Source organism: Streptomyces sp. NPDC001020 (assembly GCF_053599115.1).
On sequence record NZ_JBSFLQ010000001.1, the window covers coordinates 1 to 26,489 of the forward strand.

At 71.1% G+C, this 26,489-nt stretch carries 26 protein-coding genes; 16 read left to right on the forward strand and 10 right to left on the reverse strand.

The window, feature by feature from the left end; translation table 11 throughout:
* Positions 1-246: 246 nt before the first annotated feature.
* The 3 genes from ACWDEX_RS00005 to ACWDEX_RS00015 all read left to right on the forward strand — a co-directional run bounded on the left by ACWDEX_RS00005 (position 247) and on the right by ACWDEX_RS00015 (position 2,850).
* Positions 247-909 carry a class I SAM-dependent methyltransferase gene (locus ACWDEX_RS00005; RefSeq protein ID WP_450460789.1) on the forward strand — a complete coding sequence of 221 codons (663 nt, stop codon included), beginning with the start codon at positions 247-249 and terminating at the stop codon, positions 907-909.
* Between the two features lie 10 nt (positions 910-919).
* A complete protein-coding gene (locus ACWDEX_RS00010) occupies positions 920-1,870 on the forward strand; it encodes an N-acetylmuramoyl-L-alanine amidase (RefSeq protein ID WP_450460790.1) in 951 nt (316 codons plus the stop codon).
* A 155-nt stretch (positions 1,871-2,025) separates the two neighbouring features.
* Positions 2,026-2,850, forward strand: a complete 825-nt coding sequence (locus ACWDEX_RS00015; RefSeq protein WP_450460791.1) for a hypothetical protein — start codon at positions 2,026-2,028, stop codon at positions 2,848-2,850.
* Positions 2,851-2,952: 102 nt separating this feature from the next.
* Here the strand turns inward: ACWDEX_RS00015 and ACWDEX_RS00020 are convergent, their stop codons facing one another.
* The 4 genes from ACWDEX_RS00020 to ACWDEX_RS00035 all read right to left on the reverse strand — a co-directional run bounded on the left by ACWDEX_RS00020 (position 2,953) and on the right by ACWDEX_RS00035 (position 6,900).
* A complete protein-coding gene (locus tag ACWDEX_RS00020; RefSeq protein WP_450460792.1) occupies positions 2,953-3,507 on the reverse strand; it encodes a hypothetical protein in 555 nt (184 codons plus the stop codon).
* Positions 3,508-3,659: 152 nt separating this feature from the next.
* A complete protein-coding gene (locus tag ACWDEX_RS00025) occupies positions 3,660-4,733 on the reverse strand; it encodes a prenyltransferase/squalene oxidase repeat-containing protein (RefSeq protein WP_450460793.1) in 1,074 nt (357 codons plus the stop codon).
* Positions 4,730-5,473, reverse strand: a complete 744-nt coding sequence (locus tag ACWDEX_RS00030) for a class I SAM-dependent methyltransferase (RefSeq protein WP_450460794.1) — start codon at positions 5,471-5,473, stop codon at positions 4,730-4,732. The genes ACWDEX_RS00025 and ACWDEX_RS00030 overlap by 4 nt, the downstream gene beginning before the upstream one ends.
* The gene (locus ACWDEX_RS00035; RefSeq protein WP_450460795.1) at positions 5,467-6,900 is read right to left on the reverse strand and encodes a glycosyltransferase family 4 protein; all 1,434 of its coding nucleotides are present in this window, start codon (positions 6,898-6,900) and stop codon (positions 5,467-5,469) included. Before ACWDEX_RS00035 ends, ACWDEX_RS00030 begins: the two co-directional genes overlap by 7 nt.
* Before the next feature lie 213 nt (positions 6,901-7,113).
* Here ACWDEX_RS00035 and ACWDEX_RS00040 point away from each other — a divergent pair, with 213 nt between their 5' ends.
* A complete protein-coding gene (locus ACWDEX_RS00040) occupies positions 7,114-7,803 on the forward strand; it encodes a TetR family transcriptional regulator (protein ID WP_450460796.1) in 690 nt (229 codons plus the stop codon).
* 204 nt (positions 7,804-8,007) lie between these two features.
* On the opposite strand, the gene ACWDEX_RS00045 is transcribed toward ACWDEX_RS00040, so the two are convergent.
* Entirely contained in the window at positions 8,008-8,679 is a 672-nt protein-coding gene (locus ACWDEX_RS00045) for a phosphotransferase (protein WP_450460797.1), read from the reverse strand.
* Between the two features lie 321 nt (positions 8,680-9,000).
* On the opposite strand from ACWDEX_RS00045, the gene ACWDEX_RS00050 reads away from it, so the two are divergent.
* From ACWDEX_RS00050 to ACWDEX_RS00070, 5 genes are read left to right on the forward strand one after another with little or no spacing between them, the layout of a single operon-like run.
* Complete coding sequence (locus ACWDEX_RS00050; RefSeq protein ID WP_450460798.1) at positions 9,001-10,218, forward strand: prenyltransferase/squalene oxidase repeat-containing protein; 1,218 nt, start codon at positions 9,001-9,003, stop codon at positions 10,216-10,218.
* Positions 10,215-10,844, forward strand: coding sequence for an SCO2322 family protein (locus ACWDEX_RS00055; RefSeq protein WP_450460799.1), 630 nt, complete (start codon positions 10,215-10,217; stop codon positions 10,842-10,844). Before ACWDEX_RS00050 ends, ACWDEX_RS00055 begins: the two co-directional genes overlap by 4 nt.
* Positions 10,845-10,846: 2 nt before the next feature.
* Positions 10,847-11,935 (forward strand): CbiQ family ECF transporter T component, encoded by a 1,089-nt coding sequence (locus ACWDEX_RS00060; protein WP_450460800.1) that lies wholly within the window; start codon positions 10,847-10,849, stop codon positions 11,933-11,935.
* Complete coding sequence (locus tag ACWDEX_RS00065; protein ID WP_450460801.1) at positions 11,932-13,614, forward strand: ABC transporter ATP-binding protein; 1,683 nt, start codon at positions 11,932-11,934, stop codon at positions 13,612-13,614. The genes ACWDEX_RS00060 and ACWDEX_RS00065 overlap by 4 nt, the downstream gene beginning before the upstream one ends.
* Positions 13,611-14,432, forward strand: coding sequence for an ECF transporter S component (locus ACWDEX_RS00070; protein WP_450460802.1), 822 nt, complete (start codon positions 13,611-13,613; stop codon positions 14,430-14,432). The genes ACWDEX_RS00065 and ACWDEX_RS00070 overlap by 4 nt, the downstream gene beginning before the upstream one ends.
* A 108-nt stretch (positions 14,433-14,540) precedes the next feature.
* On the opposite strand, the gene ACWDEX_RS00075 is transcribed toward ACWDEX_RS00070, so the two are convergent.
* On the reverse strand, positions 14,541-15,386 hold the full coding sequence (locus ACWDEX_RS00075) for a hypothetical protein (RefSeq protein WP_450460803.1): 846 nt from the start codon (positions 15,384-15,386) through the stop codon (positions 14,541-14,543).
* Positions 15,387-15,468: 82 nt separating this feature from the next.
* On the opposite strand from ACWDEX_RS00075, the gene ACWDEX_RS00080 reads away from it, so the two are divergent.
* Positions 15,469-15,942: a hypothetical protein gene (locus ACWDEX_RS00080; RefSeq protein WP_450460804.1), complete on the forward strand. Its 474-nt coding sequence runs from the start codon at positions 15,469-15,471 to the stop codon at positions 15,940-15,942.
* A gap of 448 nt (positions 15,943-16,390) precedes the next feature.
* Entirely contained in the window at positions 16,391-16,810 is a 420-nt protein-coding gene (locus ACWDEX_RS00085) for an aggregation-promoting factor C-terminal-like domain-containing protein (protein ID WP_450460805.1), read from the forward strand.
* A 66-nt stretch (positions 16,811-16,876) separates the two neighbouring features.
* Here the strand turns inward: ACWDEX_RS00085 and ACWDEX_RS00090 are convergent, their stop codons facing one another.
* Positions 16,877-17,296, reverse strand: coding sequence for an ATP-binding protein (locus ACWDEX_RS00090; RefSeq protein WP_450460806.1), 420 nt, complete (start codon positions 17,294-17,296; stop codon positions 16,877-16,879).
* Between the two features lie 93 nt (positions 17,297-17,389).
* On the opposite strand from ACWDEX_RS00090, the gene ACWDEX_RS00095 reads away from it, so the two are divergent.
* The gene (locus tag ACWDEX_RS00095) at positions 17,390-18,238 is read left to right on the forward strand and encodes a helix-turn-helix domain-containing protein (protein ID WP_450460807.1); all 849 of its coding nucleotides are present in this window, start codon (positions 17,390-17,392) and stop codon (positions 18,236-18,238) included.
* A complete protein-coding gene (locus ACWDEX_RS00100) occupies positions 18,198-18,476 on the forward strand; it encodes a DUF397 domain-containing protein (protein ID WP_450460808.1) in 279 nt (92 codons plus the stop codon). The genes ACWDEX_RS00095 and ACWDEX_RS00100 overlap by 41 nt, the downstream gene beginning before the upstream one ends.
* 81 nt (positions 18,477-18,557) lie before the next feature.
* On the opposite strand, the gene ACWDEX_RS00105 is transcribed toward ACWDEX_RS00100, so the two are convergent.
* Positions 18,558-20,645, reverse strand: a complete 2,088-nt coding sequence (locus tag ACWDEX_RS00105) for a bifunctional glycosyltransferase 87/phosphatase PAP2 family protein (protein ID WP_450460809.1) — start codon at positions 20,643-20,645, stop codon at positions 18,558-18,560.
* 406 nt (positions 20,646-21,051) lie between these two features.
* Between ACWDEX_RS00105 and proP the strand changes: the two genes are divergently transcribed.
* Positions 21,052-22,437 carry a glycine betaine/L-proline transporter ProP gene (gene proP / locus ACWDEX_RS00110; RefSeq protein ID WP_450460811.1) on the forward strand — a complete coding sequence of 462 codons (1,386 nt, stop codon included), beginning with the start codon at positions 21,052-21,054 and terminating at the stop codon, positions 22,435-22,437.
* Positions 22,438-22,523: 86 nt separating this feature from the next.
* Here proP and ACWDEX_RS00115 read toward each other — a convergent pair whose 3' ends face one another.
* Positions 22,524-22,922, reverse strand: a complete 399-nt coding sequence (locus ACWDEX_RS00115) for a hypothetical protein (RefSeq protein ID WP_450460812.1) — start codon at positions 22,920-22,922, stop codon at positions 22,524-22,526.
* A gap of 127 nt (positions 22,923-23,049) precedes the next feature.
* Between ACWDEX_RS00115 and ACWDEX_RS00120 the strand changes: the two genes are divergently transcribed.
* Positions 23,050-23,454: a DnaJ family domain-containing protein gene (locus ACWDEX_RS00120; RefSeq protein ID WP_450460813.1), complete on the forward strand. Its 405-nt coding sequence runs from the start codon at positions 23,050-23,052 to the stop codon at positions 23,452-23,454.
* A gap of 55 nt (positions 23,455-23,509) precedes the next feature.
* Positions 23,510-24,001: a GNAT family N-acetyltransferase gene (locus ACWDEX_RS00125; protein ID WP_450460814.1), complete on the forward strand. Its 492-nt coding sequence runs from the start codon at positions 23,510-23,512 to the stop codon at positions 23,999-24,001.
* A gap of 30 nt (positions 24,002-24,031) precedes the next feature.
* On the opposite strand, the gene ACWDEX_RS00130 is transcribed toward ACWDEX_RS00125, so the two are convergent.
* Positions 24,032-26,149, reverse strand: a complete 2,118-nt coding sequence (locus tag ACWDEX_RS00130; protein WP_450461101.1) for an MDR family MFS transporter — start codon at positions 26,147-26,149, stop codon at positions 24,032-24,034.
* Positions 26,150-26,489: the final 340 nt, after the last annotated feature.

Consider the following 26,489-nt stretch of genomic DNA (forward strand, 5'->3'; position numbering starts at 1 on the left):
AGCCGACGACCGCCCCCGCCGCGTCTGTCCTTGCGGATCTCGAACTCCATCGCACCCCTTGAGCTGGGGTGTTGCGACGACCACTAGAACTCAAGCACGCGGCGGGGGCGCGACCGCATGAGGCACACACCGACCGGGCTCCCGATACCGCAGGTCACACCCCCACGCTCGACCCCCGGTCGCTCACCGGCCAGGGAGGTGCGGCAGCATGGGGCGCCCACAAGTACGTATGACCGGAAGGACCCCATGCCCGCGGCACCCTCATCGGAGATCCTGGCCGCCTTCGAGGCCGCGAAGGGGTTCATGCCCCTGCGTGAAGGGCTCGCGCTGTACGAGGCCGCCGTCGAGGCGGGGCGGCTCGGGCTGCCCCTGCTGGAGGTCGGCACGTACTGCGGCCGCTCGACGATCCTGCTCGCCGACGCGGCCCGCGCCGCGGGTGTCACCGCGCTCACGGTCGACCACCACCGCGGCAGCGAGGAGCAGCAGCCGGGCTGGGAGTACCACGACCCGGAGACGGTCGACCCCGAGGTCGGTCTGATGGACACCCTGCCCACCTTCCGACGCACGCTGCACCGGGCGGGCCTGGAGGAGCACGTGGTCGCGCTCGTCGGCCGCTCGCCGCGGATCGCGGCCCTGTGGGGGACGCCGCTCGGCCTCGTGTTCATCGACGGCGGCCACACCGACGAACACGCGAACGCCGACTACGAGGGCTGGGCCCCCCATGTGGCCCAGGGCGGGCTGCTGGTCATCCACGACGTCTTCCCGGAGCCTGAGGACGAGTTCACCGGCCAGGCCCCGTACCGCGTGTACCTCAGGGCACTCGAGTCCGGCGAGTTCACGGAGGTCTCGGTGACCGACTCGCTGCGCGTCCTGAAGCGAACGCGGACGGAAGGTGGACGGCGCCGTTAGGGTCGCAGACATGTCGTACGTAGGTCCGGACTTCGATCCTCCCCGGCCGCGCCGCTCCCGGCGCCGGCCGCTGACGGTCGCGGCCGCCGCCCTGGTACCGGTGGCGCTCGTCGGCTGGCTGGTCTACGAGGCGGTGGCCGACAACGGCAGCGGACCGGCCGAGGCGGCGCCCGGCGTGACCTCCGCGGCACCCGGCTCGGCCGCCGCCTCCCCGACGGCCGACGGCAAGCAACCCGCCGCGTCCTCCACACCGACCTCGCGCGCCGCCGCCCCGGCCGCGTCCGGGTCGCTCAAGGGCAAGGTCGTCCTGATCGACCCGGGACACAATCCCGGCAACTTCCGGCATACCGCCGAGATCAACCGCAAGGTGGACATCGGAACGAACAAGAAGGAGTGCGACACCACGGGCACCGCCACCAACTCGGGTTACGCGGAAGCCAAGTTCACGCTGGACGTGGCGCGTCGACTGCGCCCCCTCCTGCAACAGCACGGCATCACCGTGAAGTTCACACAGGACGGCGACCGGCCGTGGGGCCCGTGCGTGAACGAGCGGGCACGGATGGGCAACGAGGCCCACGCGGACGCGGCGATCTCCCTCCACGCGGACGGCGCGGCGGCCGGTGACCGCGGCTTCCACGTCATCCTCCCGGCCTCGGTGCACACGGGCGCGGCGGACACCCGCCGGATCGCAGCCCCCTCCCGCGACCTGGGCGAGCGCGTCGCGGGCAGCTTCGTACGCGTCACGGGAAGCGCCCCGTCCAACTACCTGGGAAACGGCACGGGTCTGGTCGTACGCGACGATCTCGGTGGTCTCAATCTGTCAACGGTTCCGAAGGTGTTCATCGAGTGCGGCAACATGCGCGATAGCAAGGACGCGGCACAGTTGACCAGTGATGCGTGGCGGCAGAAGGCGGCGCAAGGAATCTCCGAAGGAATCGTGAGTTTCCTGCGCGGGAAGTGATCAGCCGTCCGGACTCGACGGACATCCGGGCCGGGCGGACGATAATGTCACTCCTACTATGAGGGGCCATCCCCGCGCTTCACACCGCGACCCGAGGGCGAGACGGTGACAGCGACGCCTCCACCGACGACGAGACGACAGACGAAGGACCCGAAGTGAATATCCGATCCCTCACTAGAGGCGACGGCGTGGTGATCGGAGCAGCGGTGTTGCTGTTCATCGCGTCGTTCCTCGACCTCTCCGGTTGCAGCGCTTCCAGCGCCATCTGCAGCGACCTCAATCTGCCCAACTCCTGGGACGCTCTCGGACTCGGACTCGGCACGTACATGGCGGGCGTGATCGGTGGTGCGCTCGTCGTGTTCTGCCGTCTGCAGCCCACCCCGCGCAAGGTCGTGGGTCTGGACCTGGGGATGGCCGGTACCACGCTGACCGTCTCGGCCGCCTGGGTGCTGCTGTGGACGCTCATCGACGCCAGCAACGCGGGATCCGGCCTGATCCTCGGCTTCATCGCCGCCCTCGTCCTGGCCGGCGCCGCCATCGCCACCCCCATGGTGCCTGCCCTCCAGGCCGCCCTGGTCTCGGCCCCCAAGCCCGCCACCCCTCAGCCCTACGGCGCCCAGCCGCAGGGCGGTTACGGCTACCCGGGCGCCCAGCAGCCTCCCTATGGCGGCCAGCCGCAGCAGGGCCAGCCCCAGGCGGGGCAGCCGTTCGGTGAGCAGCCGCAGCAGGGCCAGCCGCAGCAGGATCCGTCGTCCGGTGGTCAGCAGCAGGCTCCCGCCGGGGACTTCTCGCCGTTCTGGTTCGCCGTGCCGGTGCCGCGTCCGCTGTTCGCGGAGGACGGCTCGCCGACGCCGATCGCCGAACTCGCGCCGGGCACCTGGTACCTGGCCGTCGAGCAGCGCGGCCCTGCCCTGGTGGCGCAGACGCAGGACGGCCGCCGAGGCGTGCTGCAGGACACGAGCGGCATCCAGCGCGGCTGAACAATCCCTTGCTCCCACGGCCCCTCGCCCTTCCCGGGCGAGGGGCCGTTGCCGTACGAACGTCACCAGGAGCACAACTGACGTCTCGTCACACCAATCTGCTCAGCCCGAGGCGAGCTGTGCTGCCGACGGGACGCGGATCCTGATCCGGGCGCCCGCGCTGTTGCCCACGCCTCTCACCTTGGTGATGACGTCGTTGAAGGAGCGTATGGCCGACTCGTCGCCGCTGCGGAGCCTGGACGGAAGGTTCTTCAGGCTGTCGAGTCCCGTGCCCAGCGGGGCGAGGGCCTTGGCGAGCCTGGGGTCGCCCTGCGCGTGGCGCCGGACCGCCTGGAGCCGGTTGTACGCGAAGGTACCGGCGAGGCCCGCCCTGGTGAGCGCGGCCGTCCGTCCCCTGGCGCCCTCCTTGAACCCGCCTTCCCTCCAGGGCTTCACGACCCACTGGTACGCCGCACCGGCCGCGAGCCCCGCGTTCGCCGCGAAGCGGGCCCTGGCGCGCTCCTGCCGCTCGGCCAAAGTGGTCGGGGACGGTGTCGGGGCGGCGATGTACACGGTGGCCACCTCGGCGGCACTGCCACCGCCGCAGGCGACGGCGCCGACGGACAGGGTGCAGCAGAGGGTGAGCGCCGGGACGAGGCGCCGTTTCGGCAGCGGCACGGGATCCTCCGGTTCCGGGAAGGGCACGGTTCTCCCGCGGACCAGGAGAACTCGGCTCCACCAGCAGCCTCACCGTTCCCGCCCGGCCACACCGCCCGGACAGGCCCGTTCGGGTGACAACCGGTGCCCCCGGTACCACGGCCCCCGTGGGACTACTGGCCGCAGCAGTCCGGGTCCAGGCCCAGCGGCAGGCGTTCGCCGCCGAAGACCGCGCACGTCGGCTCGTCGCCGCCGAGCGCCGCCACGGCCAGGAGGAGCGAACCCGCCGTCCAGGTGGTGAGTTCCCGGGGCCAGATCGCCTGGTCCTCGAAGACGTAGCCGGTCCAGTACAGGCCCGTCTCCGCATCGCGCAGGTGCTGGATCGACTGGAGGATCCCCAGGGCGCGGTCGGACTCGCCCACCGCCCACAGCGCCAGGGCGAGTTCGGCAGACTCACCGCCGGTCACCCACGGGTTGGGGACGACGCAGCGCACGCCGAGACCGGGCACCACGAAACGGTCCCAGTCGGCCTCGATGCGCTCCTTCGCCTCGCCGCCGGTGAGGGCACCGCCGAGCACCGGGTAGTACCAGTCCATCGAGTAGCGGTCCTTGTCCAGGAACCGCTCGGGGTGCCGGCGTATCGCATGCCGTAGCGCACCCACCGCCAACTCCCAGTCCGGCTGCGGCTCTTCACGCTGCTCGGCGATGGCCAGCGCGCAGCGCAGCGCATGGTGGATCGAGGAGGAGCCGGTCAGCAGCGCGTCCGCGGTGTCCGTGCCGTCGTCCTCGCGCTTCCAGCCGATCTGCCCGCCGGCCTGCTGCAGGAGCAGCACGAACTCCACGGCCGCGTACACCGTCGGCCACATCCTGTCCAGGAAGGTGTCATCGCCGGTGGCCAGGTAGTGGTGCCACACTCCGACGGCCACATAGGCGACGAAGTTCGTCTCGCGACCGCGGTCGGTGACCTCGTCCGGGTTCCCGTCGGCGTACGCCGCGAACCACGAGCCGTCCTCGTTCTGGTGCCGGGCCAGCCAGTCGTAGGCCCGTTCGGCCGCCGTGTGCTCTCCGGCCGCATCCAGCGCCATGGCCGCCTCGACGTGGTCCCACGGGTCGAGGTGGTGGCCACGGAACCACGGTATGGCGCCGTCCTCCCGCTGTACCGCGAGGATGCCGCGGACGGTCGCGGCGGCCTGCTCGGCGGTGAGGACCCCGGGCAGGACGAGGTGTTCTGTCCGGGGGGTGGTCACGTGGCGTCCACCTCGGGGAGACGGGGCTGGTGGGGCTTGGTCGCGTACGCCACGAAGCTCTTGCCGATGACCGGGTTCAGCGCCTGCTCGGCGACCCGGGTGAGGAGCGGCTTCTTCATGATGTCCCAGACCAGGAGCTTGTGGTACGCGCGCACCGGCAGCGCCTTGTCGTTGTCGACGCCGAAGGCGCACTTCAGCCACCAGTACGGCGAGTGCAGCGCGTGCGCGTGGTGCGTGCCGTACGGCCTCAGCCCGGCCTCCCGCATCCTCGCGAGCAGTTCGTCCGCCTTGTAGATGCGGATGTGGCCGCCCTCGACCTCGTGGTAGGCGTCGGACAGGGACCAGCAGACCTTCTCGGGGCCGTAGCGCGGCACGGTGATGGCGATGCGCCCGCCCGGCTTGAGCACACGGACCATCTCGGCGAGGACGCCCTTGTCGTCCGGGATGTGCTCCATGACCTCGGAGATGATCACCACGTCGAAGGAGTCGTCGGGGAAGGGCAGCGCGAGGGCGTCGCCCTCCATGGCGGTCGCGGTGGCGCCCGCCGGTGCCTCACCCGCCTCCTCCATCGCCGCGAACCACTTGGCGACCTCGCGGATCTCCTCGCCGTTCCGGTCGAGGGCCACGACCCGCGCACCGCGCCGGTAGCACTCGAACGCGTGCCGGCCGGCACCGCAGCCGAGGTCCAGGACGCGGTCGCCCGGGGCGAGCGGGAACCGGGAGAAGTCGACGGTCAGCACGTAGCCCTGCTTTCGGGATTGGGTACGACGATTTCTTCGGCGGGGACTGTTTCTCGGTCCGCGGGCGCGGTACCGGCCCGGACCACGGTGGGGCCGGGCTCACGGGGAGCGGCGCCTGCCGCGGACCGGGCGATCGCCTCCCGGTACCGGGCCACCGTTCCCTCGGCGGCGCGGGCCCATGTGAAGTGGCGCAGCACCCGCTCGCGCCCGGCCGCACCGAGCCGCACCCGCAGTTCCGGGTCGCCCAGCAGCCGGTTCAGCCCGGCGGCCAGTGCCCCGGCGTCGCCCGGCGGCACCGCCAGGCATGTCTCGCCGTCCGGCCCGGCCACCTCCGGTATGGCCCCGCCGGTCGTGGCCACCAGCGGTGTGCCCGTCGCCATCGCCTCCGCCGCCGGCAGCGAGAACCCCTCGTACAGCGACGGCACGCACGCCACCTCGGCCGAGCGCACCAGATCGACCAGTTCGGCGTCGGAGATGCCCTTCACGAACTCGACGGCGCCTTCCAGCCCGTACCGCTCGAGCATCTGCGCGACCGGCCCTTCCTGGGGGCGCTTGCCGACGACGACGAGATGCGCCCCGGGGTGCTCGGTCCGCACCTTCGCGAGCGCTTCGGCCAGGTACACCAGACCCTTGAGCGGCACGTCCGCGCTGGACGTCGTCACGATCCGGCCGGGTACCCGCCGCACCGACGGGTCCGGGGAGAAGAGGTCGGTGTCGGCGCCGATGTGGACCACATGGACACGGTCCTCGGAGACGCCCAGGTGGTCCACGATCTCCTGACGGGACGACCCCGAGACGGTGAGGACCGACGGAAGCCGGCGCGCCACCCGCTTCTGCATGCGTGTAAACGCGTACCAGCGCCGCACGGACGCCCGCCGCTGCCAGTTCTCGGCGGCGTCCAGCTCCAGCTGCCGGTCCACGGTGATGGGGTGGTGGACGGTGGTCACCAGCGGTGCGCCGACATCGCCCAACAGGCCGTATCCGAGCGTCTGGTTGTCGTGCACGATGTCGAAGTCGCCGCGCCGGGCGCGCAGATGACGGCGGGCGCGCAGCGAGAACGTCAGCGGCTCGGGGAAGCCGCCGGTCCACATCGTGGCGACTTCGAGAGCGTCGATCCAGTCCCGGTACTCCTCGCGCCCGGGGGTGCGAAAGGGGTCGGGCTGGCGGTACAGGTCGAGGCTTGGCAGCTCGGTGAGGGTCAGCCCTCGCAGGTCCTCGCCCTCGTCGAGCACCGGGTACGGCTGCGCGCCGATGACCTCGACCCGGTGGCCGAGCCGGACCAGCTCGCGCGAGAGGTGCCGTACGTACACACCCTGACCGCCGCAGAAGGGGTTTCCCTTGTAGGTGAGGAGCGCGATGCGCAACGGGAGGTACCCGTCGGCGGCCGGGTCTTCCCCGAAACCCGCCTCCCTGCCCTCAGCGGTCACTCTCGACCCCTTCTCCAGCCATTCCCGCGAGGTTACGCCGGGACGGTAATCTAGAACAAGTTTCAGACTTGATCGTTCAGAGGCTTCGAATCTACCGGCAGGTAAGGACACCGTGAGCAGCGGATCAGGTGATTCGCGCCACGGAGCGGGCTCCTGCCATGCTGTCCGATCACTCGCCCTCACCGACTGTCACGGAAAAACGGAACGGAACCCATGCCTGCGGAAGCCAAGGTGCCAGCCAGTACCGCGCGAGCGGCGACGCAGCCGGCCTCGCCCGGGCTCACCGAGCGGCAGGAGGCGCGCCGCCGACGGATCCTTCGCGCGAGCGCGGAGCTGGCCGGCCAGGGTGGTTTCGACGCGGTGCAGATGCGCGAGGTCGCGGAGTGCTCGCAGGTCGCCCTCGGCACCTTGTACCGCTACTTCCCGTCGAAGGTGCACCTGCTGGTCGCGACCATGCAGGACCAGCTGGAGCACATGCACGGCACCCTCAGAAAGAAGCCGCCGGCCGGGGAGACGGCGGCGGAGCGGGTGGTGGAGACCCTGATGCGGGCCTTCCGTGCACTGCAGCGCGAGCCGCAGTTGGCCGATGCCATGGTCCGCGCCGTGATCTTCGCGGACCGCAGCGTCTCCCCCGAGGTCGATCAGGTCTCCCGCCAGACCACGGCGATCATCCTCGACGCGATGGACCTGGACGACCCGACCCCGGACCAGCTGTCGGCGGTCCGCGTGATCGAGCACACCTGGCACTCGGCCCTGATCACCTGGCTCTCCGGACGGGCCTCCATCGCCCAGGTCAAGCTCGACATCGAGACGGCGTGCCGGCTCATCGACCTGAGGGGTGATCGACCTGATGGGGCCGGGGCGCGGGACTGGAACCCGGGCCTGTCCGGGCATAAAAAATGACCTACGAGACGGGTTTGGACGACTTTCCAGTCTTTCGACCTTCCAGCCCTTTGGCCGACCATTGTCGGCCCCAGCGGAAACCGAAGCTTCACGCTAAAGTCGGCACTTTCCGGTCAAAGTTCCTCACTCGCCCCGTAGGCACCCTCTAGGATATAACCCCCATCGCCGGATGGGTACCCCCAATTCATGATTCTTTGAGGCAATTCAGACAGGTAGTAGCGCCCGTATCAAGTCCTCCGCCTCTCCCAGGACTTCGATCTCCCGCCGTGTCATCGTCGGGTTCGCCGCACGGCGGGCGCGCGCCTCCGTCAGGCCCGCCTCCGTGAGAGCCGACGCCCCCTCCTGGCCGTCGAGCATCGCGGCCAGGAGCTCGCGTACGCCTTCCACCTGAGGTTCGCCGAGCAGGGCGACCTGGGCGAGGATCATCGCGGACATGCCCCAGTCGAGGCCGGGCGGGCCCTCCTGCGCGGTGGCCCAGTCAATGACCTTCGGGCCACCGGCGGTCATGATCACGTTCAGCGGGTGCAGATCGAGGTGGAGGACACTGACGGCCGGGTCGGCAAAGTCGCGCACGGGCAGCGCGTGCAGCTCGCGCAGCAGCCGTGCGAGCATCGCCCCGCCCTCCCGAGGGCCGATCCGCCCCTCCAGGAGCGCCTCTCCCATCGTCGGGCCTGCCAGCCGCTCCATGACGAGGTCACTGCGGGTCGCCGACCGTACCTCGGGGACCGGATAGCCGTGGCCGCGAACGTGGTCCATCACCGCCGCCTCGGCGGCAGCGTCCCCGAACGGGTCCCGGTAGCGCCGCAGCACCCACGCCCCGTCGATCTCGTACACATCGGCCATCCGCCCGGAGCCGAGCAACTTCCCCGTTGTCATGGCCGGATCCTAACCACGTCCGTGTTCGCGGGGGCCGGGCCCTCACAGGCGGCTCCCGGACACGGCCGTACGGGCCGGTAGAGTGTCCGCGTCGTCATCACACCTGTACGAGGGGAAGCCGGTGCAATTCCGGCGCTGACCCGCAACCGTGTGCCGCCTTTGGGCGGTGAGCCGGATCGCCTCGCACGGGACGTGACCGGCTCGTGTCACCGGCAGCCCGCCGGGGGCAGGCACCGTCGAGGCATACGGGGCCGGAGCCGCCCGGTTGCCTCCGTGTGCCCGTGCGCCCCGGCCTCCCACAGGGAGAGGCAACCGCCGATCATGATCGTTCGCCGCACCGCAGCGGTACTGGCCGCCATAGCAGTGATCGGTGGCGCCCCCGCCCCGGCCGCCCTCGCCGCCTCCCCGTCCGCGTCCCCGTCGCTCCCCTCCGGCCTGTACGGGACGGCGGACCCCACCTACGACGGTGTCTGGCGCCAGTCGCTCGCGCTGCTCGCCCAGCACACGGTCGGTGTGCGACCGGCCGCCAAGGCCGTGGACTGGCTCGCCGGACAGCAGTGCGCGAACGGCGCGTTCGCCCCCTACCGCGCCCACCCGACGGCCGCCTGCGACGCGAAGGAGCCCGTCGACACCAACAGCACCGCGGCGGCCGTCCAGGCACTGGCCGCGCTCGGCGGGCACGACGCCCAGACCGGCAAGGCCGTCTCCTGGCTGAAGTCCGTGCAGAACGAGGACGGCGGCTGGGGCTTCACCGCGGGCGGCGCGAGCGACACGAACTCCACGTCCGTGGTCATCGGAGCCCTCGCCGCGACCGGCGCGAAACCGCAGGAGACGAAGTCCGCGAAGGGCCACTCGCCGTACGACGCGCTGGTGAAGCTGTCGATTCCCTGCGACGACAAGGACGGCGGCGCGTTCGCCTACCAGCCGGACAAGAAGGGCCACCTGGCGGCGAACGCGGACGCGACGGCCTCGGGTGTCCTCGCCGGACTGGGCAAGGGCTTCGTGACCGGCCCCGGCAAGGCGGCCGGGGACGCCACCTGCACCGGCGGCGACACGCCCTCCCCCGCCGACGCGGCGCACAACGGTGCCACCTACCTCGCCGGGGCCATGAAGAAGGACCCCTACCTGACGGTCGCCCTGCCGGGCGCGAAGCCCCAGCCCGACTACGGCAACACGGCGGACGCGGTCGTCGCGCTCGCCGCGACAGGGTCACAGTCCGCCGCGCAGCGCCCCCTCGCCTGGCTGAAGAAGAACGCCGCCGACTGGGCCGCGAAGTCCGGACCGGCCGCGTACGCCCAACTGATCTTCGCGGCGCACGCGACGGACACCGATCCACACGAGTTCGGCCGCGTGAACCTCGTCGACCTGCTCAACGCGACGGGCCCGGCGCCGCGGAGCGTCGAGAAGAGCGCGACCGACGAGGTCCACTCGCAGACCGACTCCAGCCACGCGGTCTGGTGGTTCGTCGGCGTCTGCCTGGTCGCCGGCATCGGCATCGGCTTCCTGCTGTCAGGCCGGAACCGAAAGCAGCAGCCGTGATCCGCCGCGGTGCGGCCGTCCTGGCGCTGGCCCTGCTGGTCCTCTTCACCGGCGGCCAGGCGCACGCCACCGGCTACCGGTACTGGTCCTTCTGGGAGCGCCAGGGCCGGGCGTGGACGTACGCGACCCAGGGCCCGTCCATGGCGCGCCCGGCCGACGGGGACGTCCAGGGCTTCCGGTTCGCGGTCAGCGAGGACTCGCAGAAGGCCACGAAGCCGCGCGGCACGGCGGACTTCGCCACGATCTGCGCGAAGACGCCCGCGCGCGACGGTGAGAAGCGGGTGGCGCTCGTCCTCGATTTCGGCACGACGGCGGACGCCTCCACGGGCGGGACCCCGCCCGCCCCGCGCACGGTCTGCGCCCGCGTCCCCGAGAACGCCACGACCGCGGACGCGCTGGCGGCGGTGGCCCCGCCGCTGCGCTACGACACCAACGCCCTGCTGTGCGCGATCGCGGGCTACCCGCAGAAGGGGTGCGGCGAGCAGGTGCGGGACGCCGCGCCGAGCAAGCCGAGCGAACCGAGCAAGCCGCACCACATTCCGTCGGTGGGTTTGCTGGCGGGCACCGTCGCCGTGGCCGTCCTGGGAGCGGCGGCGATATGGCAGGCGCGCCGCCGCAGGAGCTGACGATGGCACCCCGACCCCGACGCGGCGGTCCGACCGTGCACCCGGGCGCCTGGTGGTTGTGGGCCCTCGGCCTCGCCACCGCCGCCACCCGCACCACCAACCCGCTCCTGCTCGGCCTTCTCGTCGCCGTGTCCGCCTACGTGGTCGCGGCCCGCCGCACCACCGCACCCTGGTCCCGTTCCTACGCGGCCTTCGCCAAACTCGCCCTCGCCGTCCTCGTCATCCGGCTCCTGTTCGCCGTGGTCCTCGGCTCCCCGATCCCCGGCACCCACACCGTCGTCACGCTCCCCGAAGTCCCCCTCCCCCACTGGGCGCAGGGCATCCGTATCGGCGGCCGGGTCACCGCGGAGGGCCTCGTCTTCGCGCTGTACGACGGTCTGAAACTGGCCACACTGCTCATCTGTGTCGGCGCCGCGAACGCCCTCGCGAACCCCGCCCGGCTCCTCAAGTCCCTTCCCGGCGCCCTGTACGAGACGGGCGTCGCGGTCGTCGTCGCGCTCACCTTCGCCCCGCACCTGATCGCCGACGCCCGACGGCTGCGCGCCGCGCGCCGGCTGCGCGGCCGGCCCGACCGGGGCCTGCGCGGACTGCTGCAGGTCGGACTCCCGGTGCTGGAGGGCGCGTTGGAACGCTCGGTCGCCCTCGCCGCCGCGATGGACGCGCGCGGCTTCGGCCGCACCACCGATGTTCCGCCCGCCGTCCGCCGTACCACCACCGCCCTCACGCTGGGCGGTCTGCTCGGTGTCTGCGCGGGCACGTACGGACTGCTGACCGCGGAAGGGGGCGTCTACGGACTGCCCCTCCTGCTCTGTGGGCTGGCCGCCGCCCTCGGCGGACTGCGGCTGGGCGGGCGCCGCTCGCCACGCACCCGCTACCGCCCGGACGTGTGGGGCCTGCGAGCCTGGCTGGTCGCCGGTTCGGGTGTCGCGGCAGCGGCACTGCTGGTCGTCTCGGCCGCGTACGACCCCGCCGCCCTGCGCCCCGGCGTCGTCCCCCTGACCGCCCCGACGCTCCCCCTGCTCCCCGCGGCGGCGGTGCTGCTCGGTCTGCTGCCCGCGTTCGTCACCCCCGCCCCCGAGGAGTCCGTGTGATCCGTTTCGAGAACGTCTCGGTGACGTACGACGGAGTGACCGAACCGGCCGTCGAGGGCATCGACTTCACCGTCCCCGAGGGTGAACTGACCCTGCTCGTCGGCCCGTCCGGGACCGGCAAGTCGACGGTGCTCGGCGCGGTGAGCGGGCTGGTCCCGCACTTCACGGGCGGTACCCTGCGCGGCCGTGTCACGGTGGCCGGCCGCGACACCCGTACGCACAAGCCGCGTGAACTCGCCGATGTGGTGGGCACGGTCGGCCAGGATCCGCTGTCCCACTTCGTGACGGACACGGTCGAGGACGAACTCGCCTACGGGATGGAGTCGTTGGGGCTCGCCCCGGACGTCATGCGGCGGCGGGTGGAGGAGACCTTGGACCTGCTCGGGCTGAACGAGCTGAGGGACCGGCCGATCGCCACCCTCTCCGGCGGTCAGCAGCAGCGCGTCGCGATCGGCTCGGTACTCACCCCGCACCCGAAGGTCCTCGTCCTCGACGAGCCGACGTCCGCGCTGGACCCGGCGGCGGCCGAGGAGGTCCTCGCCGTGCTGCAACGGCTCGTCCACGACCTGGGCACGACGGTCCTGATGGCCGAGCACCGGCTGGAACGGGTCGTCCACTACGCCGACCGGGTCGTACTGCTCCCCTCCCCCGGTTCCCGCCCGGTCCTGGGCACCCCGGCGGAGGTGATGGCCGTCTCCCCGGTGTACCCGCCGGTGGTGGACCTGGGCCGGCTGGCCGGCTGGTCGCCGCTGCCCCTGACCATCCGCGACGCCCGTCGCCGCGCGGGCGAACTGCGCGAGCGACTCGCGGACGCCACACCCGTGGACGGCCGCCGTCCGCAGGGCGACGCGAACCCGCGCCCCGAGGTCCCCGCCCAGCGCCGCTTCCTGCGCCGGCGTACCGCCCCGGACACCGCGACACCCCACCCCGCGGCGGCCGTCACCTCCCTCGCCGTCCAGCGCGACCGCGTCCAGGCCCTGCGCCACGTCGACCTCACGGTGACCCCGGGGGAGACCGTCGCCCTCATGGGACGCAACGGCGCCGGGAAGTCCACGCTGCTCGCCGCGCTCGTCGGGCTCGTCACACCGGCCCGCGGGTCGGTACTGGTCGGCGGCATGGTGCCGCACCGCGCGGCACCGCGCGACCTGGTGCGTCGGGTGGGCCTCGTCCCGCAGGAGCCACGGGACCTGCTGTACGCGGACACGGTGGCAGCCGAGTGCACGGCGGCGGACCAGGACGCGGGTGCCGCCGAGGGGAGCTGCCGGGCCCTGGTGTCCGAGCTGCTGCCGGGCGTCGGGGACGACACACATCCCCGGGACCTGTCGGAGGGGCAACGGCTGGCGCTGGCCCTGGCCGTCGTACTGACGGCCCGACCCCCGCTGCTGCTCCTGGACGAGCCCACGCGCGGCCTCGACTACGCGGCCAAGACCCGTCTGGTCGCTGTACTGCGCGAGCTCGCCGCCGAGGGGCAGGCCATCGTGCTGGCCACCCACGACGTGGAACTGGCCGCCGAACTCGCCCACCGCGTGGTGGTCCTCGCGGACGGCGAGGTCGTCGCCGACGGCCCCACCGCCGACGTGGTGGTCGCGTCCCCGTCGTTCGCGCCCCAGGTGACGAAGGTGCTGGCCCCGCAGCAGTGGCTCACGGTCTCCCAGGTCCGGGAGGCCCTGTCCTCATGACATCCCCTCAGCCCCGGTCGGCGCCGGTCCGTCTCGGTCCCCGCTCCCTGGCCGCCCTCGCGTTGGTCAGCACGGTCGGCGTCGTCGGCTTCACCTGGCCCCTGTTCGCCGATCCCGACTCGCAGCTCGGCGCGCACGCGCAGGACGCCCCCTGGCTGTTCGCCGGGCTGCTCGTGTTGCTCGTCGCCGTCGTGGCCGCGACGATCGCCGAGTCGGGGCTCGGGCCCAAGGCCGTGGCCATGCTCGGAGTCCTCGCCGCGACCGGCGCGGCCCTGCGGCCCATCGGTGCCGGGACCGCCGGCCTCGAACCGATGTTCTTCCTGCTGGTGCTGAGCGGGCGGGTGCTCGGGCCGGGCTTCGGCTTCGTGCTCGGGGCCGTCACCATGTTCGCGTCCGCGCTGCTGACGGGCGGGGTCGGGCCATGGCTGCCGTTCCAGATGCTGGCCATGGGGTGGTTCACGCTGGGGGCGGGACTACTGCCGGGACCCGGCCGGCTGCGGGGCCGCGGTGAGGTGGCGATGCTCGCGGGCTACGGGTTCCTGGCCGCGTTCGCCTACGGCACGGTCATGAACCTCGCGGGCTGGCCCTTCATGGACGCGCTCGCCTCGAACGCCGCGTACGACCCGCACGCCGGCCTCGCCACCAACCTCACCCGCTTCCTCGCCTACTGCCTGGCCACCTCGCTGGGCTGGGACCTGGGCCGCGCCGCCGTCACGGTCGCCCTGACGTTCTTCCTCGGCCCGCCGGTCCTCAGGGCACTGCGCCGGGCGACCCGACGGGCGGCCTTCGAGAGCCCGGTCACGTTCGAACCGAGGTAGCGCCGAGGCCAGGCCGGCGGCCACACGTTGCGGGTGGTGAAACGGAGTTGCGCCCCCGGACTCGCCCCCGGACTCGTCCCCTGCTCGTCGTCCGCCTCGTCCTGGCCGCTACGAGGCCTCAAGGGTGCGGCGCACCCTTGCCAGCCGTTCCTCGTCCCACTCCACCCTCGGGTCGGGTTCGAGGAAGGAGAGGGCCGCCGCGACGACACCGAGCGCGGGCTGCGACCATTCGGCCGTCTCGTCCGCGCCGAGGGGACCGGTCCTCAGCCGCCTCTCGGCGAGGCCGGGCAGGGAGCGCGCGGTGATCACGAAGCCGCGCATGGTCGCGCTGACCTGAGCCGCCAACTCCTCGAAGTTCGTGTTGAGTTCCGGGAACAGCCGCAGGCCGAGCAGGGTCGCCAGTTGTTCGTACGACCGAGCGATGCCGTTGATCAGTTCGCTTTCGGCCGTGGCGAGCGCGGCCTGGACCTGGGTTCGCAACTCGCCGTCGGCGAGGCTGAGGAAGGTCGCGTGCAGGGCGATGTAGGTGCGCCACTGCGTGGATGCGCGCATGGCCTCGAAGTCCCGCAGCGCTCCCTGGCGCAGTAGTTCGACGAGGAGCGCCCGGCGGCCCTCGGCGGTGCGGAACTGGTCGAGCCGGTCGAGCGCGAGCCGCCGTACCGCATCCTCCGCGACCGTGCCGTCGGTGCCGATCGCGGCGGGCGCGGTCGCGGCGATCGCCTTGAGCAGGTCACTGAAGAACAGGTCCTTGTAGGGCCAGCGGCGGTAGACGGCGCTGCGCGCGACGCCCGCGTCCCGGATGACGTCCTCGAAGCTGATGTGGTCCAGGCTGACGGTCAGCCCGGTGGCGTCGATCATCGCCATGGCGGTGTCCAGCATCCGCTGCGCGGTCTCCGCGTCCGTCAGCCTGCGACGACGCCGGGGCAGCCCCGTGGGCGATTGCTCGTTGGTCATCTTGCCTCTATCCTCCGAGTAGCACTTGAGACACGATATCCCAAGTTTCATCACTTCGCGGCCTCGCCAGAAGGAGTTTCCGATGCTCTCGCAGCAGCTCCCCGCATCCGTCCGCAGCGCCGTCACCGCGTTCTACGCGGCCGCCGCCCTGTCCCTGTTCGCCGCCATTACCGTCATCGCCGACCAGGCCTGGAGCGACGGGCTCGCCGGGAAGCTGCGTGAGACCTACCCGCACCGCGACCCCGGTGAGCTGTCGATGGCCGAGTCCAGCATCCTCACCTACCTGTTCATCCTCGCCGCGGTAGGCGCCCTCTTCTTCGTATGGATGGCGCGGGCGAGCAAGCGGGGCAAGCGGCGGGTACGAAGGGCGGGTGCCGTGACGGTCGCACTGGGCACCACCCTGTCCCTCTACCACTTCACCCAGCCGCATCCGCTGGTGCTGTCACTGGCCGGGATGCTGCCCTGCCTGGCCGGACTTGCGGGGCTGGCGATGCTGCGGCGACCGGAGGCCGTAGCGCACTTCGACGAGTCCGCGCGCACGGCCACTGCCGGGTGACACCGGCCGACACGGTTTCGGAAGGCCCACACCAGGGCGGACGCTGCGACCTGGGTCACCATCCGACACGCCCGCGTGCGGCGTGGGTCACCCCTCCTCCTCTCGGTCCGTACCACGCCCTCGACCCTGCGTGACACCGAGTGTGAGGAGCCCCACGTGACCGCCCTCACCTACGAGGCCCGGCCGTAGTCCGAACGCCTGACATGCGCGCGTCGAATCCGCGCTCCGACCTGGGCATAGAGAGCCAGGTCACACAAGCGACTAGTGCTGCAAATGCGGCTACCACTAGTAAAAGGGGTCATTGCGGACACCCCTGGCCGCCTGCTTCTCTGGATCCCGTCGCCAGGCACCGACAAGCCCGACGGGTCGCGGTGCCGACGCAGACCCACCACGCCCCGCGTGGTTCCGGTAGGCCGGCGATTCCTTGTCCCCTACGAAAAGGTGCTCTGTGTCCGTCTCCGTCATCCGTCGCATCGCTTCCCCGAAGAAGGCCATCGCCACCGCCGCCGTCGCCGCCGCCACGGCCGGTCTCGCGCTCACCGCAGCGCCCGCGCACGCCGCCACGCCGACTTCGGACCCCGCCTCCGCCAAGGCGATAGCGCGCCAGATGATCAAGGACCCCGCGCAGTACGAGGCGTTCCACAAGATCGTCTCGCATGAGAGCGGCTGGAACATGCACGCCACCAACCCCTCCTCCGGCGCGTACGGCCTGGTCCAGGCACTGCCCGCGCACAAGATGGCGTCCGCCGGTTCCGACTGGAAGACCAACCCGGCCACCCAGATCAAGTGGGGCCTGGACTACATGAACTCCCGCTACGGCAGCCCCGCCGCGGCCTGGAACTTCTGGTCCACCCACCACTGGTACTGATCGAGCCGAGCCCACTGATCCGCGAAGGCGGCGACCCCGACCCGGGGCCGCCGCCTTCGGCGTGCTTCAGCCGGTGAGGCACTCGAACCACACGGTCTTGCCGCCTCCCGGCGCGGGCACCACACCCCAGTTGTCGACCACCGCGTCCAGGAGAACGAGCCCGCGGCCACTCTCGGCCGCCGGCAGCAACTGCGTCGGTACGGCGGGCAGTTGCGCGCACCCGTCCGTCACCTCCACCCGCACCCCCGCCGGCTGCCGCAGCACCCGCAGCGTGCAGTGCCGGTCCGGCACATGACGTACGACGTTGGCGACCAGCTCGGTCACACCCAGCTCCGCGGCGTCGACAAGGTCCCCCATCTCCCATTCCCGCAGGAACGAGCGGACGATACGCCGTATGTGCCGCGCCGAGTGCTCGCCGACGGTGAGCCGCATCCGGTACTGGGTGGCGCAGAGGCCCAGCAGGGCCGAGGGAATGTAGTCGTTCACAGTACGAGGCTGACCTGCCGGAACTACTCTGGGCCACCGAACGGATACAACCGGTCCCGCAGTGGGCCGAGTTACGCGACGAGGAGGTCGCGCGTGACCCACATCAACATCCTCGACCCGGGCGCCTCACCGCTCGACTACTACGGCTTCGAACTGCGCCGACATCGCGAGGCCGCCGGGCTGACACAGAAGCAGCTCGGGGACATCGTCAACTACACCGGCTCGCTGGTGGGCCAGATCGAGACGGCCAGGAAGCTGCCTACGCCGGAGTTCAGCGAGCGGGTGGATGCGGCGTTGGGGACGGGTGGGTTGCTTTCGCGGCTCGTCGTCCTGGTGATGCGTAGTCAACTTCCGGCCTGGTTTCAGCAGGTGGCGGAATTGCAGGCGCGGGCGACAGAGATCTACGCCTTCGAGACGCACATGGTGCCTGGCCTTCTTCAGACCAGGGCGTACGCGCGTGCCGTACTCGGTGTGCTGGAGCAGACCGGCCTCGACGACCGCACCGCTGTGCGGCTGGACCGTCAGCGCATCTTCGAGAAGGACGAGCCGCCGGTCTATTGGCTGGTTCTCTTCGAGGCAGCACTGCACTTGGAGATCGATGGCCCGGAGACCATGCGAGAACAACTGGCGCACCTGTTGTCGTTCGAGGATGACCCCCTGATCAACATCCAAGTGCTGCCGTACTCGGCTGGGGCACACGCGGGGCTACAAGGCTCGTTCGACATCTACCGTTTCGCGGGCGACCCATCCATCATCTACACCGAGGGCTACGGCAGCGGGTATCCCACCGCCAATCCGGACACCGTCAAGGACTGCTCGCTCCGTTACGATCACCTCCAAGCCGCCGCTCTCTCCCTCAGGGACTCGGCGGAGTTGATCCGGCGCGTGATGGAGGAACGCTATGCGGAGCAATGCGACTCTGACGGGGATCCAGTGGCGTAAGTCCAGTTACAGCGGCGACCAAGGCGGCAGTTGTGTCGAGTGCGCGCCGCTCGGCCCCCTCGCCTGGCGCAAGTCCTCGTACAGTGGCGACCAGGGCGGCAACTGCGTGGAGATCGCCGAAGCCCCCTGCGCCACAATCGCCGTACGCGACTCCAAGACCCCCACCGGCCCGGCCCTCACCCTCGCGCCCGCCGCCTTCTCGGCCTTCGTCTCCTGGACGGCCACCGCCCCGGAGTGATCGCGCCTGTGGTGTGACACATCTCCCGGATGTGTCACACTCCAGCCGCTACACCCCCACGCCCTTGAACCCGTACTCGGATCAGCTCACCGCGCGGTCCTTCACCAACACCGGCGCACTCCCGGCCTCGGCCTCGGCATCGGCATCGGCGGCCATCGTCTCCACCACCCGGGCCCGCGGCCCCTGGAACAGACAGGTCAGGCCGAAGCCCGCACCGACGACGACCGCGCCGCCGACCGCGTCCAGCACCCAGTGGTTACCGGTCGCCACGATCACCGAGACCGTGCACAAGGGGTGCAGCAGTCCGAGCGCCTTCATCCACCACCTGGGCGCGAGGATCGCGATGACCAGGCCGCACCACAGGGACCAGCCGAAGTGCAGCGAGGGCATCGCCGCGTACTGGTTCGTCAGCGCGGTCAGCGTGCCGTAGTCCGGCTTGGCGAAGTCCTGCACGCCGTGCACGGTGTCGATCATTCCGAGGTCCGGCATCAGGCGCGGCGGAGCCAGCGGATAGAGCCAGAAACCGACGAGCGCGAGCAGGGTGGCGAAGCCGAGCGACGCGCGTGCCCACCGGTAGTCGACCGGGCGGCGCCAGTAGAGCACGCCGAGGACGGTCAGCGGGACCGCGAAGTGGAAGGACCCGTAGTAGAAGTCGAAGAAGTCCCGCAACCAGCCGACCTTGACGACGGCGTGGTTGGCCCAGTGCTCGATGTCGATGTGCAGGAAGCGTTCGATCGAGAGGATCTGGTCACCGTGCTGCTCGGCGGTGGCCCGGCCCGCCGAGTTGCTGCCGCCGGTCGCCGCAAGCCGGACCTGTTGGTAGGCGGCGTAGGTGACCCGGATCAGCAGCAGTTCGAGCAGCAGGTTCGGGCGGGTGAGGGCCCGGCGCAGGAACGGCAGGAGCGGGACGCGCTTCCAGCGGGCGGGGACGGGCCGCGCGTACTCGGTGGGAACCGGGTCCTGATAGTGGAGGGAGGTGCGGGACAGGAACGGTACGAAGGTGGCGGCGGCGAGGGCAACCAGCAGGACCAGGTTGTCGCGCAGCGGATAGAGCACCTCCATGTGCGGCAACATCGTCTGCGCGGGCAGCGTCATCACGAGCACGACGGCCACCGGCCACACCAACCGGTCCGAGGCCCTGGTGCCCACCCGGCCGACCACCGTGAGCAGCACCCACAGGAGCTGGTGCTGCCAGCTCGTGGGCGACACGGCGACCGCGACACAGCCGGTGACCGCGACGGCGAGCAGTAGCTGACCGTCGTGCGCGTACCGGATCGCGCGGCGCAGCCCGATGACCGCGACGGCGGCGCCCAGCACGAGGAACAGGCCGATCTCCAGCGGGCCGGACAGACCCAACCGCAGCAGGGCGCCGTGCAGGGACTGGTTGGCGTGGTCGTCGGCGGCGCCGCCCAGGCCGACGCCCGCCAGGTGGTGCACCCAGTAGGTGTACGAGTCGTCCGGCATCGCGGCCCAGGCCAGCGCGGTGCACACCGCGAACGCGCCGACGGCGGAGACGGCGGCACGGCGACGGCCGGTGAACCACAGCAGGGGCGCGAACAGCAGGACGGTCGGCTGGAGCGCGGCACCGAGGCCGATGAGCACTCCGCCGGCCCGCTCCCCGCGCACGGCGAAGCAGCCGAGCACCACGAACAGGACGGGGAGAATGCTGGTCTGGCCGAGGGAGAGGGTGTTGCGCACCGGCAGCGACAGCATCAGCAGGCTGATCGCGACCGGCGCGGCCAGTGCCCCGGCGGGCACTGGGAGGGAGCTGCGCCGCGTCACCGGCTGCGGCAGGGCGCGGGCGGCGACCAGGCCGAGCGCAACGACGAGCAGCAGCGTGCCGAAGGTCCAGCCCCAGCCGAGCGTCTGCTGGGCGGCCCGGGTGAGCGGTTTGAGGACGAGCCCGCCGAACGGAGTGCCGGTAAAGCGCGTCGAGTCGTAGAGCGACCCCTCCACATGCAGGACGCCGTGCGGGCCGACCCAGGTCTCCAGGTCCGTCAGCCGCTCGCCCCGAGGCGTGCTCAGGACGACGGCGACCTCCCGTACCGCGAGAATGGCGGCGATCAGCCAGAGGCCGACGCGGGCCACTGTCAGCCGTGTCTTCGTCTGCTCCGCGGCCCCCGCCCCGAAGGCACGGCTCACCTGCCCACTGTGCTCGACGTTCGCCACGCCCCGCCGCCCCTCCCGCCCCGTTCATCCCATTCATCACGCGCGTCCCGTGCGCATATCCGCCTATGAGGGTCGCAGCACCCCCATTGTGAGACGCAGACACCCCCCACTTCGCCTGACATCAGCCCGACTTTTTGTCCGAATGACGACCGTGTGCGGACGGCGTGGTTCCCTCCCCGGGGCGCGAGAAGGGTCACAGGCGGGACGGTTCGCGGCACCGCGCGACGGGTCCGTCACGCCTGCATAGACCGCATTTGCGCGCAGTATGCGATGGGTCGACTACCGAACGCTATGACGGCAACTGCCCTTATGGTCGCTTTTCGGCCTGCCCGCAACGGCGGGCCACGGTCCGTCGCACGGCGGCGGCCCTGTCCCTGTCCCCGTCGAAAGGCAGGCGAGCGGTACCTTGCCGACCGTCGCTCCACTCGCAGCAACCGTCACCCATCGCGCCCCGGTCACTCCGGAGCCCACCGTCACCGACCCCGCGCTGGTCAGGCGCGCCGTGAAGGCCGCCGCGCTCGGCAACGCGATGGAGTGGTTCGACTTCGGCGTCTACAGCTACATCGCGGTGACGCTGGGCAAGGTGTTCTTCCCGTCCGGCAACCCCACCGCGCAGCTCCTGTCCACCTTCGGCGCCTTCGCCGCGGCCTTCCTGGTCCGCCCGCTGGGCGGCATGGTCTTCGGCCCGCTCGGCGACCGCGTCGGGCGACAGAAGGTCCTGGCGCTGACGATGATCATGATGGCGGCGGGCACGTTCGCGATCGGCCTGATCCCGTCGTACGCGGTGATCGGTGTCGGGGCGCCCATCCTGCTGCTGGTGGCCCGTCTGGTGCAGGGATTCTCGACCGGTGGCGAGTACGCGGGCGCGTCCACGTTCATCGCCGAGTACTCACCGGACAAGAAGCGCGGCTTCTTCGGTAGCTGGCTGGAGTTCGGCACGCTCGCCGGATACATCGGCGGCGCCGGCCTGGTCACCCTGATGACCGCCCTGCTGTCCTCCGAGGACCTGGTGGCCTGGGGTTGGCGGATCCCGTTCCTGATCGCGGGCCCGATGGGGATCATCGGCCTCTACCTGCGGACGCGCCTGGAGGAGACCCCGGCGTTCGCGGCCCAGCTCAAGAAGGCCGAGAAGACCGACGCCGAGCGGCCCAAGGTGCCGCTGCGCGACATGATCACCGGGCAGTGGCGGGCGCTGCTGCTCTGCGTGGGCCTGGTGCTCGTCTTCAACGTCACCGACTACATGCTGCTGTCGTACATGCCGACCTATCTGACCGGTGAGCTGAAGTACGACGAGACGCACGGGCTGCTGGTCGTGCTCGGTGTGATGGCCTTCATGATGATCGCGCAGCCGTTCGTGGGAGCGCTGACCGACCGTGTCGGCCGCCGCCCGGTGATCGCCGCGGGTTGCGCGGGCTTCCTGTTCCTGTCGATCCCCGCCCTGCTGCTGATCCGCCAGGGCAGCCTGCTCGCCGTCGCGCTCGGCATGGGCGCGCTGGGCCTGCTGCTGGTCTGCTTCACCGCGTCGATGCCGGCCGCGCTCCCGGCCCTCTTCCCGACCCGGGTACGCTACGGCTCGCTCTCGATCGGCTTCAACATCTCCGTGTCGCTGTTCGGCGGCACGACCCCGCTGGTGGTCACGGCGCTGATCGGCGCGACCGGGAACATGATGATGCCCGCCTACTACATGATGGCGGCGGCCGTGATCGGCGGCGCCGCGGTGTGGTTCATGGCGGAGTCGGCGGGCCGCCCGCTGCCGGGGTCGGCACCGTCCGTCGAGCGCGCGGAGCGCTGAGGCGGGCACCTGTGGTCCCCGGGTACGGCGGCGCCGACGCGACAGGTTCGCGTCGGCGCCGCTGCCGGCTGGTATGCCAACTCCGCTCAGGCCTCGTGGTAGAAGCCCACGTTGACGCTGCGCGAAGCGGTACGGTCCCGGATCACCAGCTCGCCCGAGCCGCCCTGCGGAAGCCTGGCCGTCCCGCCGTACGGCAGGGGCTGGACCGGGTGGTGCCCACCCAGGGCCAGCAGGACCTCGGAGGAGGGTTCGGTGTGCGAGCCGCGCAGCCACGTGACCTGCCAGCCGCCGTCGGGGCCGCACAGGAACTCCAGGTGGACGCGCGAGACGAACAGCCAGTCGTCGGGGGGTGCCAGCCGGCACACGGACCTGTCCCGGCCCACCCGCAGCGTGGCACCCGGGTCGCTGGGCGCGTCGGCCATCAGCATGCCGGCCGTCGCCCCGGCGTCCGCCGCGGAGACCGCGGCCATGGTGAGTTCGAGCACGTGCGCTCCTCCTGAGTGCAGCGGTCAAGCGGTCAAGTGTCCTGCGACCGGGCCCGGTTGGCGTGCCGCGGCGGCATGATAGTTCGCCCCTTCGTTCGCTGTGAGTGACCTGCGGCACAATGGACCCATGACCGAGCGCAAGCCACCTGGCGTCAGCTTCGAGTCCTATGTCGACAAGCAGATCCGTGATGCCGAGGCGCGCGGCGACTTCGCGAACCTCCCCGGCGCGGGTCGGCCGGTACCGGCCGTCTCGGAGACGCAGTACGACGAACTGTGGTGGATCAAGCGGAAGATGGCCCGCGAGGGGTTCTCCGTCCTGCCGCCGTCGCTGGCGCTCCGCAAGGAAGCGGAGGACACACTCGCGGCCGCCGAGGCGGCGCCGTCCGAGCGGCTGGTACGACGGCTGATCGAGGACCTCAACGTGAAGATCCGCGACATGATGTCCATGCCACCGCCGGGTCCGCCGTTGGGTCTGAAGCCGTACGACGTCGAGGAGATCGTCCGCCGGTGGCGCGAACGCCGGGCGGACTGAGGTGGAACGCATATTCGGTTGCGGGCCCCTTCCGGCACCTTTGACCATGCCCGTCATGACTTGGACCGTCGCCCGAGAACCCCATGACTCACCCGTGGCCGCCGCGCTGTGGCGTGCGTACTACACGGAGGTCAGCGACCGCTGGTACCAGCTCCACGAGGGCCGCACGACCGACCCGGACGAACTGGAGCACGCGATCGCCGCCGACACCGGTGACTATCTGGCACCGCCCGCCGGCGCCCTGTTCGTGGCCCGCTACGCGGGCGAGCCCGCCGGAACCGCGGGCGTGCGACTGCTGGACCCGGCGACGGCCGAGCTCAAGCGGGTCTTCCTGCGCGAGGAACTGCGCGGCCGGGGCGGCGCCCCGCTCCTGGTGTCCGCCGCCGAGGACGCGGCCCGCGAGTTGGGGGCCGAACGGATCGTCCTGGACACCCGCCACGACCTGGTGGAAGCCCGCTCCCTGTACAGCCGTCTGGGGTACGCGGAGACCGAACCGCACAACGACGACACATACGCCGAGCACTGGTTCGCGAAGCGACTCCGCTGACGACGGGCCCTACTCCACTGACGACAGGCCCTATATGAGTGGGCCCCGGCGAATCGTCCGCGGTGGTGGACCGCCGCGCGGGCGCTCCGCGTCCGAGCCGCACAGCTCGGCGTTCAGGTCCTGGACCAGCCTGGTCAGATCGGTCGGGCGGTCCGGGCCCCACCAGTCGCCGAGCAGTTCGGCCAGGGACTCCTCGCGGGCTCTGGCCAGGCGCTCGACGGCCTCGCTGCCCCGCTCGGTGAGGACGAGGTCGAGCCCCTTGCGCACCGCCAGGTGCCGCTCCTCCACCTGCCGCGCGGCGTCGAGTATGACGTTCAGCGGGACCGTGCTGCGCTCGGCGAGCACCCCCGGTTCGGCCCAGCCGTATTTCTTGATCCGCAGCAGCAGCCAGCTCGCCGCGGGCAGCAGGTCGTACCCGGCCCGCCGGGTGATCTTCTCGTAGATCTCCCGCCGCCCCTCCCGCAGGCCGAGCGCGGACAGCGCCCGGCACACCTCGTCGTACGACGACCGCTGCACCGGATTGCTCGCCAGCGTCTCCGTCCCGTCCGGTGCGGTCACCGAGCCGCGCAGCGGGTCCTCGCGCAGGAACCACGACAGCACGAAGCCGAGGAGGGCGACCGGGACGGCGTACAGGAAGACATCGGTGATGGAGGAGGCGAACGCGTGCAGAACGGCGGGCCGTATGCCGGCCGGGAGCGTCGCGACGCCCCGCGGGTCGGACTTCAACCTGCCCGCGGTGACGCCTGGTGGGAGCGGTCGGCCGGCCAGCGCCGCCGTGAGTCGGCCACCGAGGCGGCTCGCGAAGATCGTGCCGAAGACGGCCACGCCGAACGAGGCGCCGATGGACCGGAAGAAGGTGGCGCCGGAGGTGGCGACACCGAGGTCCTCGTAGGCGACCGCGTTCTGCACGATCAGCACCAGGACCTGCATGACCAGGCCGAGGCCCAGGCCGAAGACGAAGAAGCAGACGCTCATCGCGGCCGTGCTGCTGCGCTCGTCGAGCCGGTGCAGCAGGAGCAGCCCGACGGTCGTGAGGCCGGTGCCCGTGACGGGGAACACCTTCCAGCGGCCGGTGCGGCTGACGATCTGGCCGGAACCGGTGGACGACAGCAGCATCCCGACCACCATCGGCAGCATGTGCACTCCGGACAGGGTCGGGGTGATGCCGTGGACGATCTGCAGGAACGTCGGCAGATAGGTCATCCCGCCGAACATCGCGAAGCCGACGATGAAGCTGATGACCGCGGCGAGCGTGAAGGTGCGCACCCGGAAGAGCTTCAGCGGGAGGACGGGTTCGGCCGCCCGCTGTTCGACGAGCACGAAGGCCACCAGCAGCACGGCACCGACCACCACCAGGCCGGTGACCTGCGGCGAGCCCCAGCCCCAGGTCGTGCCCCCGAGGGAGGCCACGAGGACCAGACAGGTCGCGACGCAGGCGATGAGGAAGGTGCCGAGGTAGTCGATGACGTGCCGTGCGGACTTCCGCGGGATGCTCAGCACCGTCGCGATCACGAGAAGGGCGACGACACCGACGGGCAGGTTGACGTAGAAGACCCAGCGCCAGCTCAGGTGCTCGGTGAGCAGACCCCCGAGCAGCGGTCCGAGCACGCTGGTCGTCCCGAAGACGGCACCGAAGAGGCCCTGGTAGCGGCCGCGCTCCCGAGGCGAGACGATGTCGCCGACGATCGCCATCGACAGGACCATGAGCCCGCCGCCGCCGAGGCCCTGAAGAGCACGGAAGGCGATGAGCTCGGGCATGTTCCGCGCCATACCGCACAGCGCGGACCCGATCAGGAAGATCACGATCGCGGCCTGGAACAGCTTCTTACGGCCGTACTGGTCACCGAGCTTGCCCCACAGAGGGGTCGCCGCGGTCGAGGCGAGCAGATACGCGGTGACCACCCACGACAGGTGATTCAGACCGCCGAGGTCGCTGACGATGGTGGGCAACGCGGTCGACACGATCGTCTGATCGAGTGCCGCGAGCAGCATGCCGAGCAGCAGCGCGCCGATGGAGACGAGGACGCCACCCTGGACGCTCTCCGTCACGGGCGCGCCATGGCGCCCTGCGGCCACGACGCCGGTGGAACCCGTCTTCGTCTCCCGTGCCACCGGCTCGGCCGCCCTGCCCTCTGCGTCACCGGTCATCATCAGGACCTCCTGTGGACGGTCCTACGGCGTCCATGGATCCGGCATCCGGGCATCACGGTCCGTATAGCCTTGATGAGGTTCGCGTCCATCCCGCCTCCTCCATCGTGCCCCCATCCTGGTCGGTATGACCGTTTATGGCCTGTTGAGCTCTGATCGGAAGCGGAGATTCAGGGGGTAGCCCGGAGATTCCGTGCAGGAAATCTGCATAATCTCTGGAATTCAGCGGGAGGGGACCCAGGGCGTGAGCGGATCGAACGGACAGGCCTGCCCGGAGTGCGCGGCGCCACGGCGGCCGGACGGCACGCCGTCGTGCGGGTGCACCCGACGGGCGTCCGAC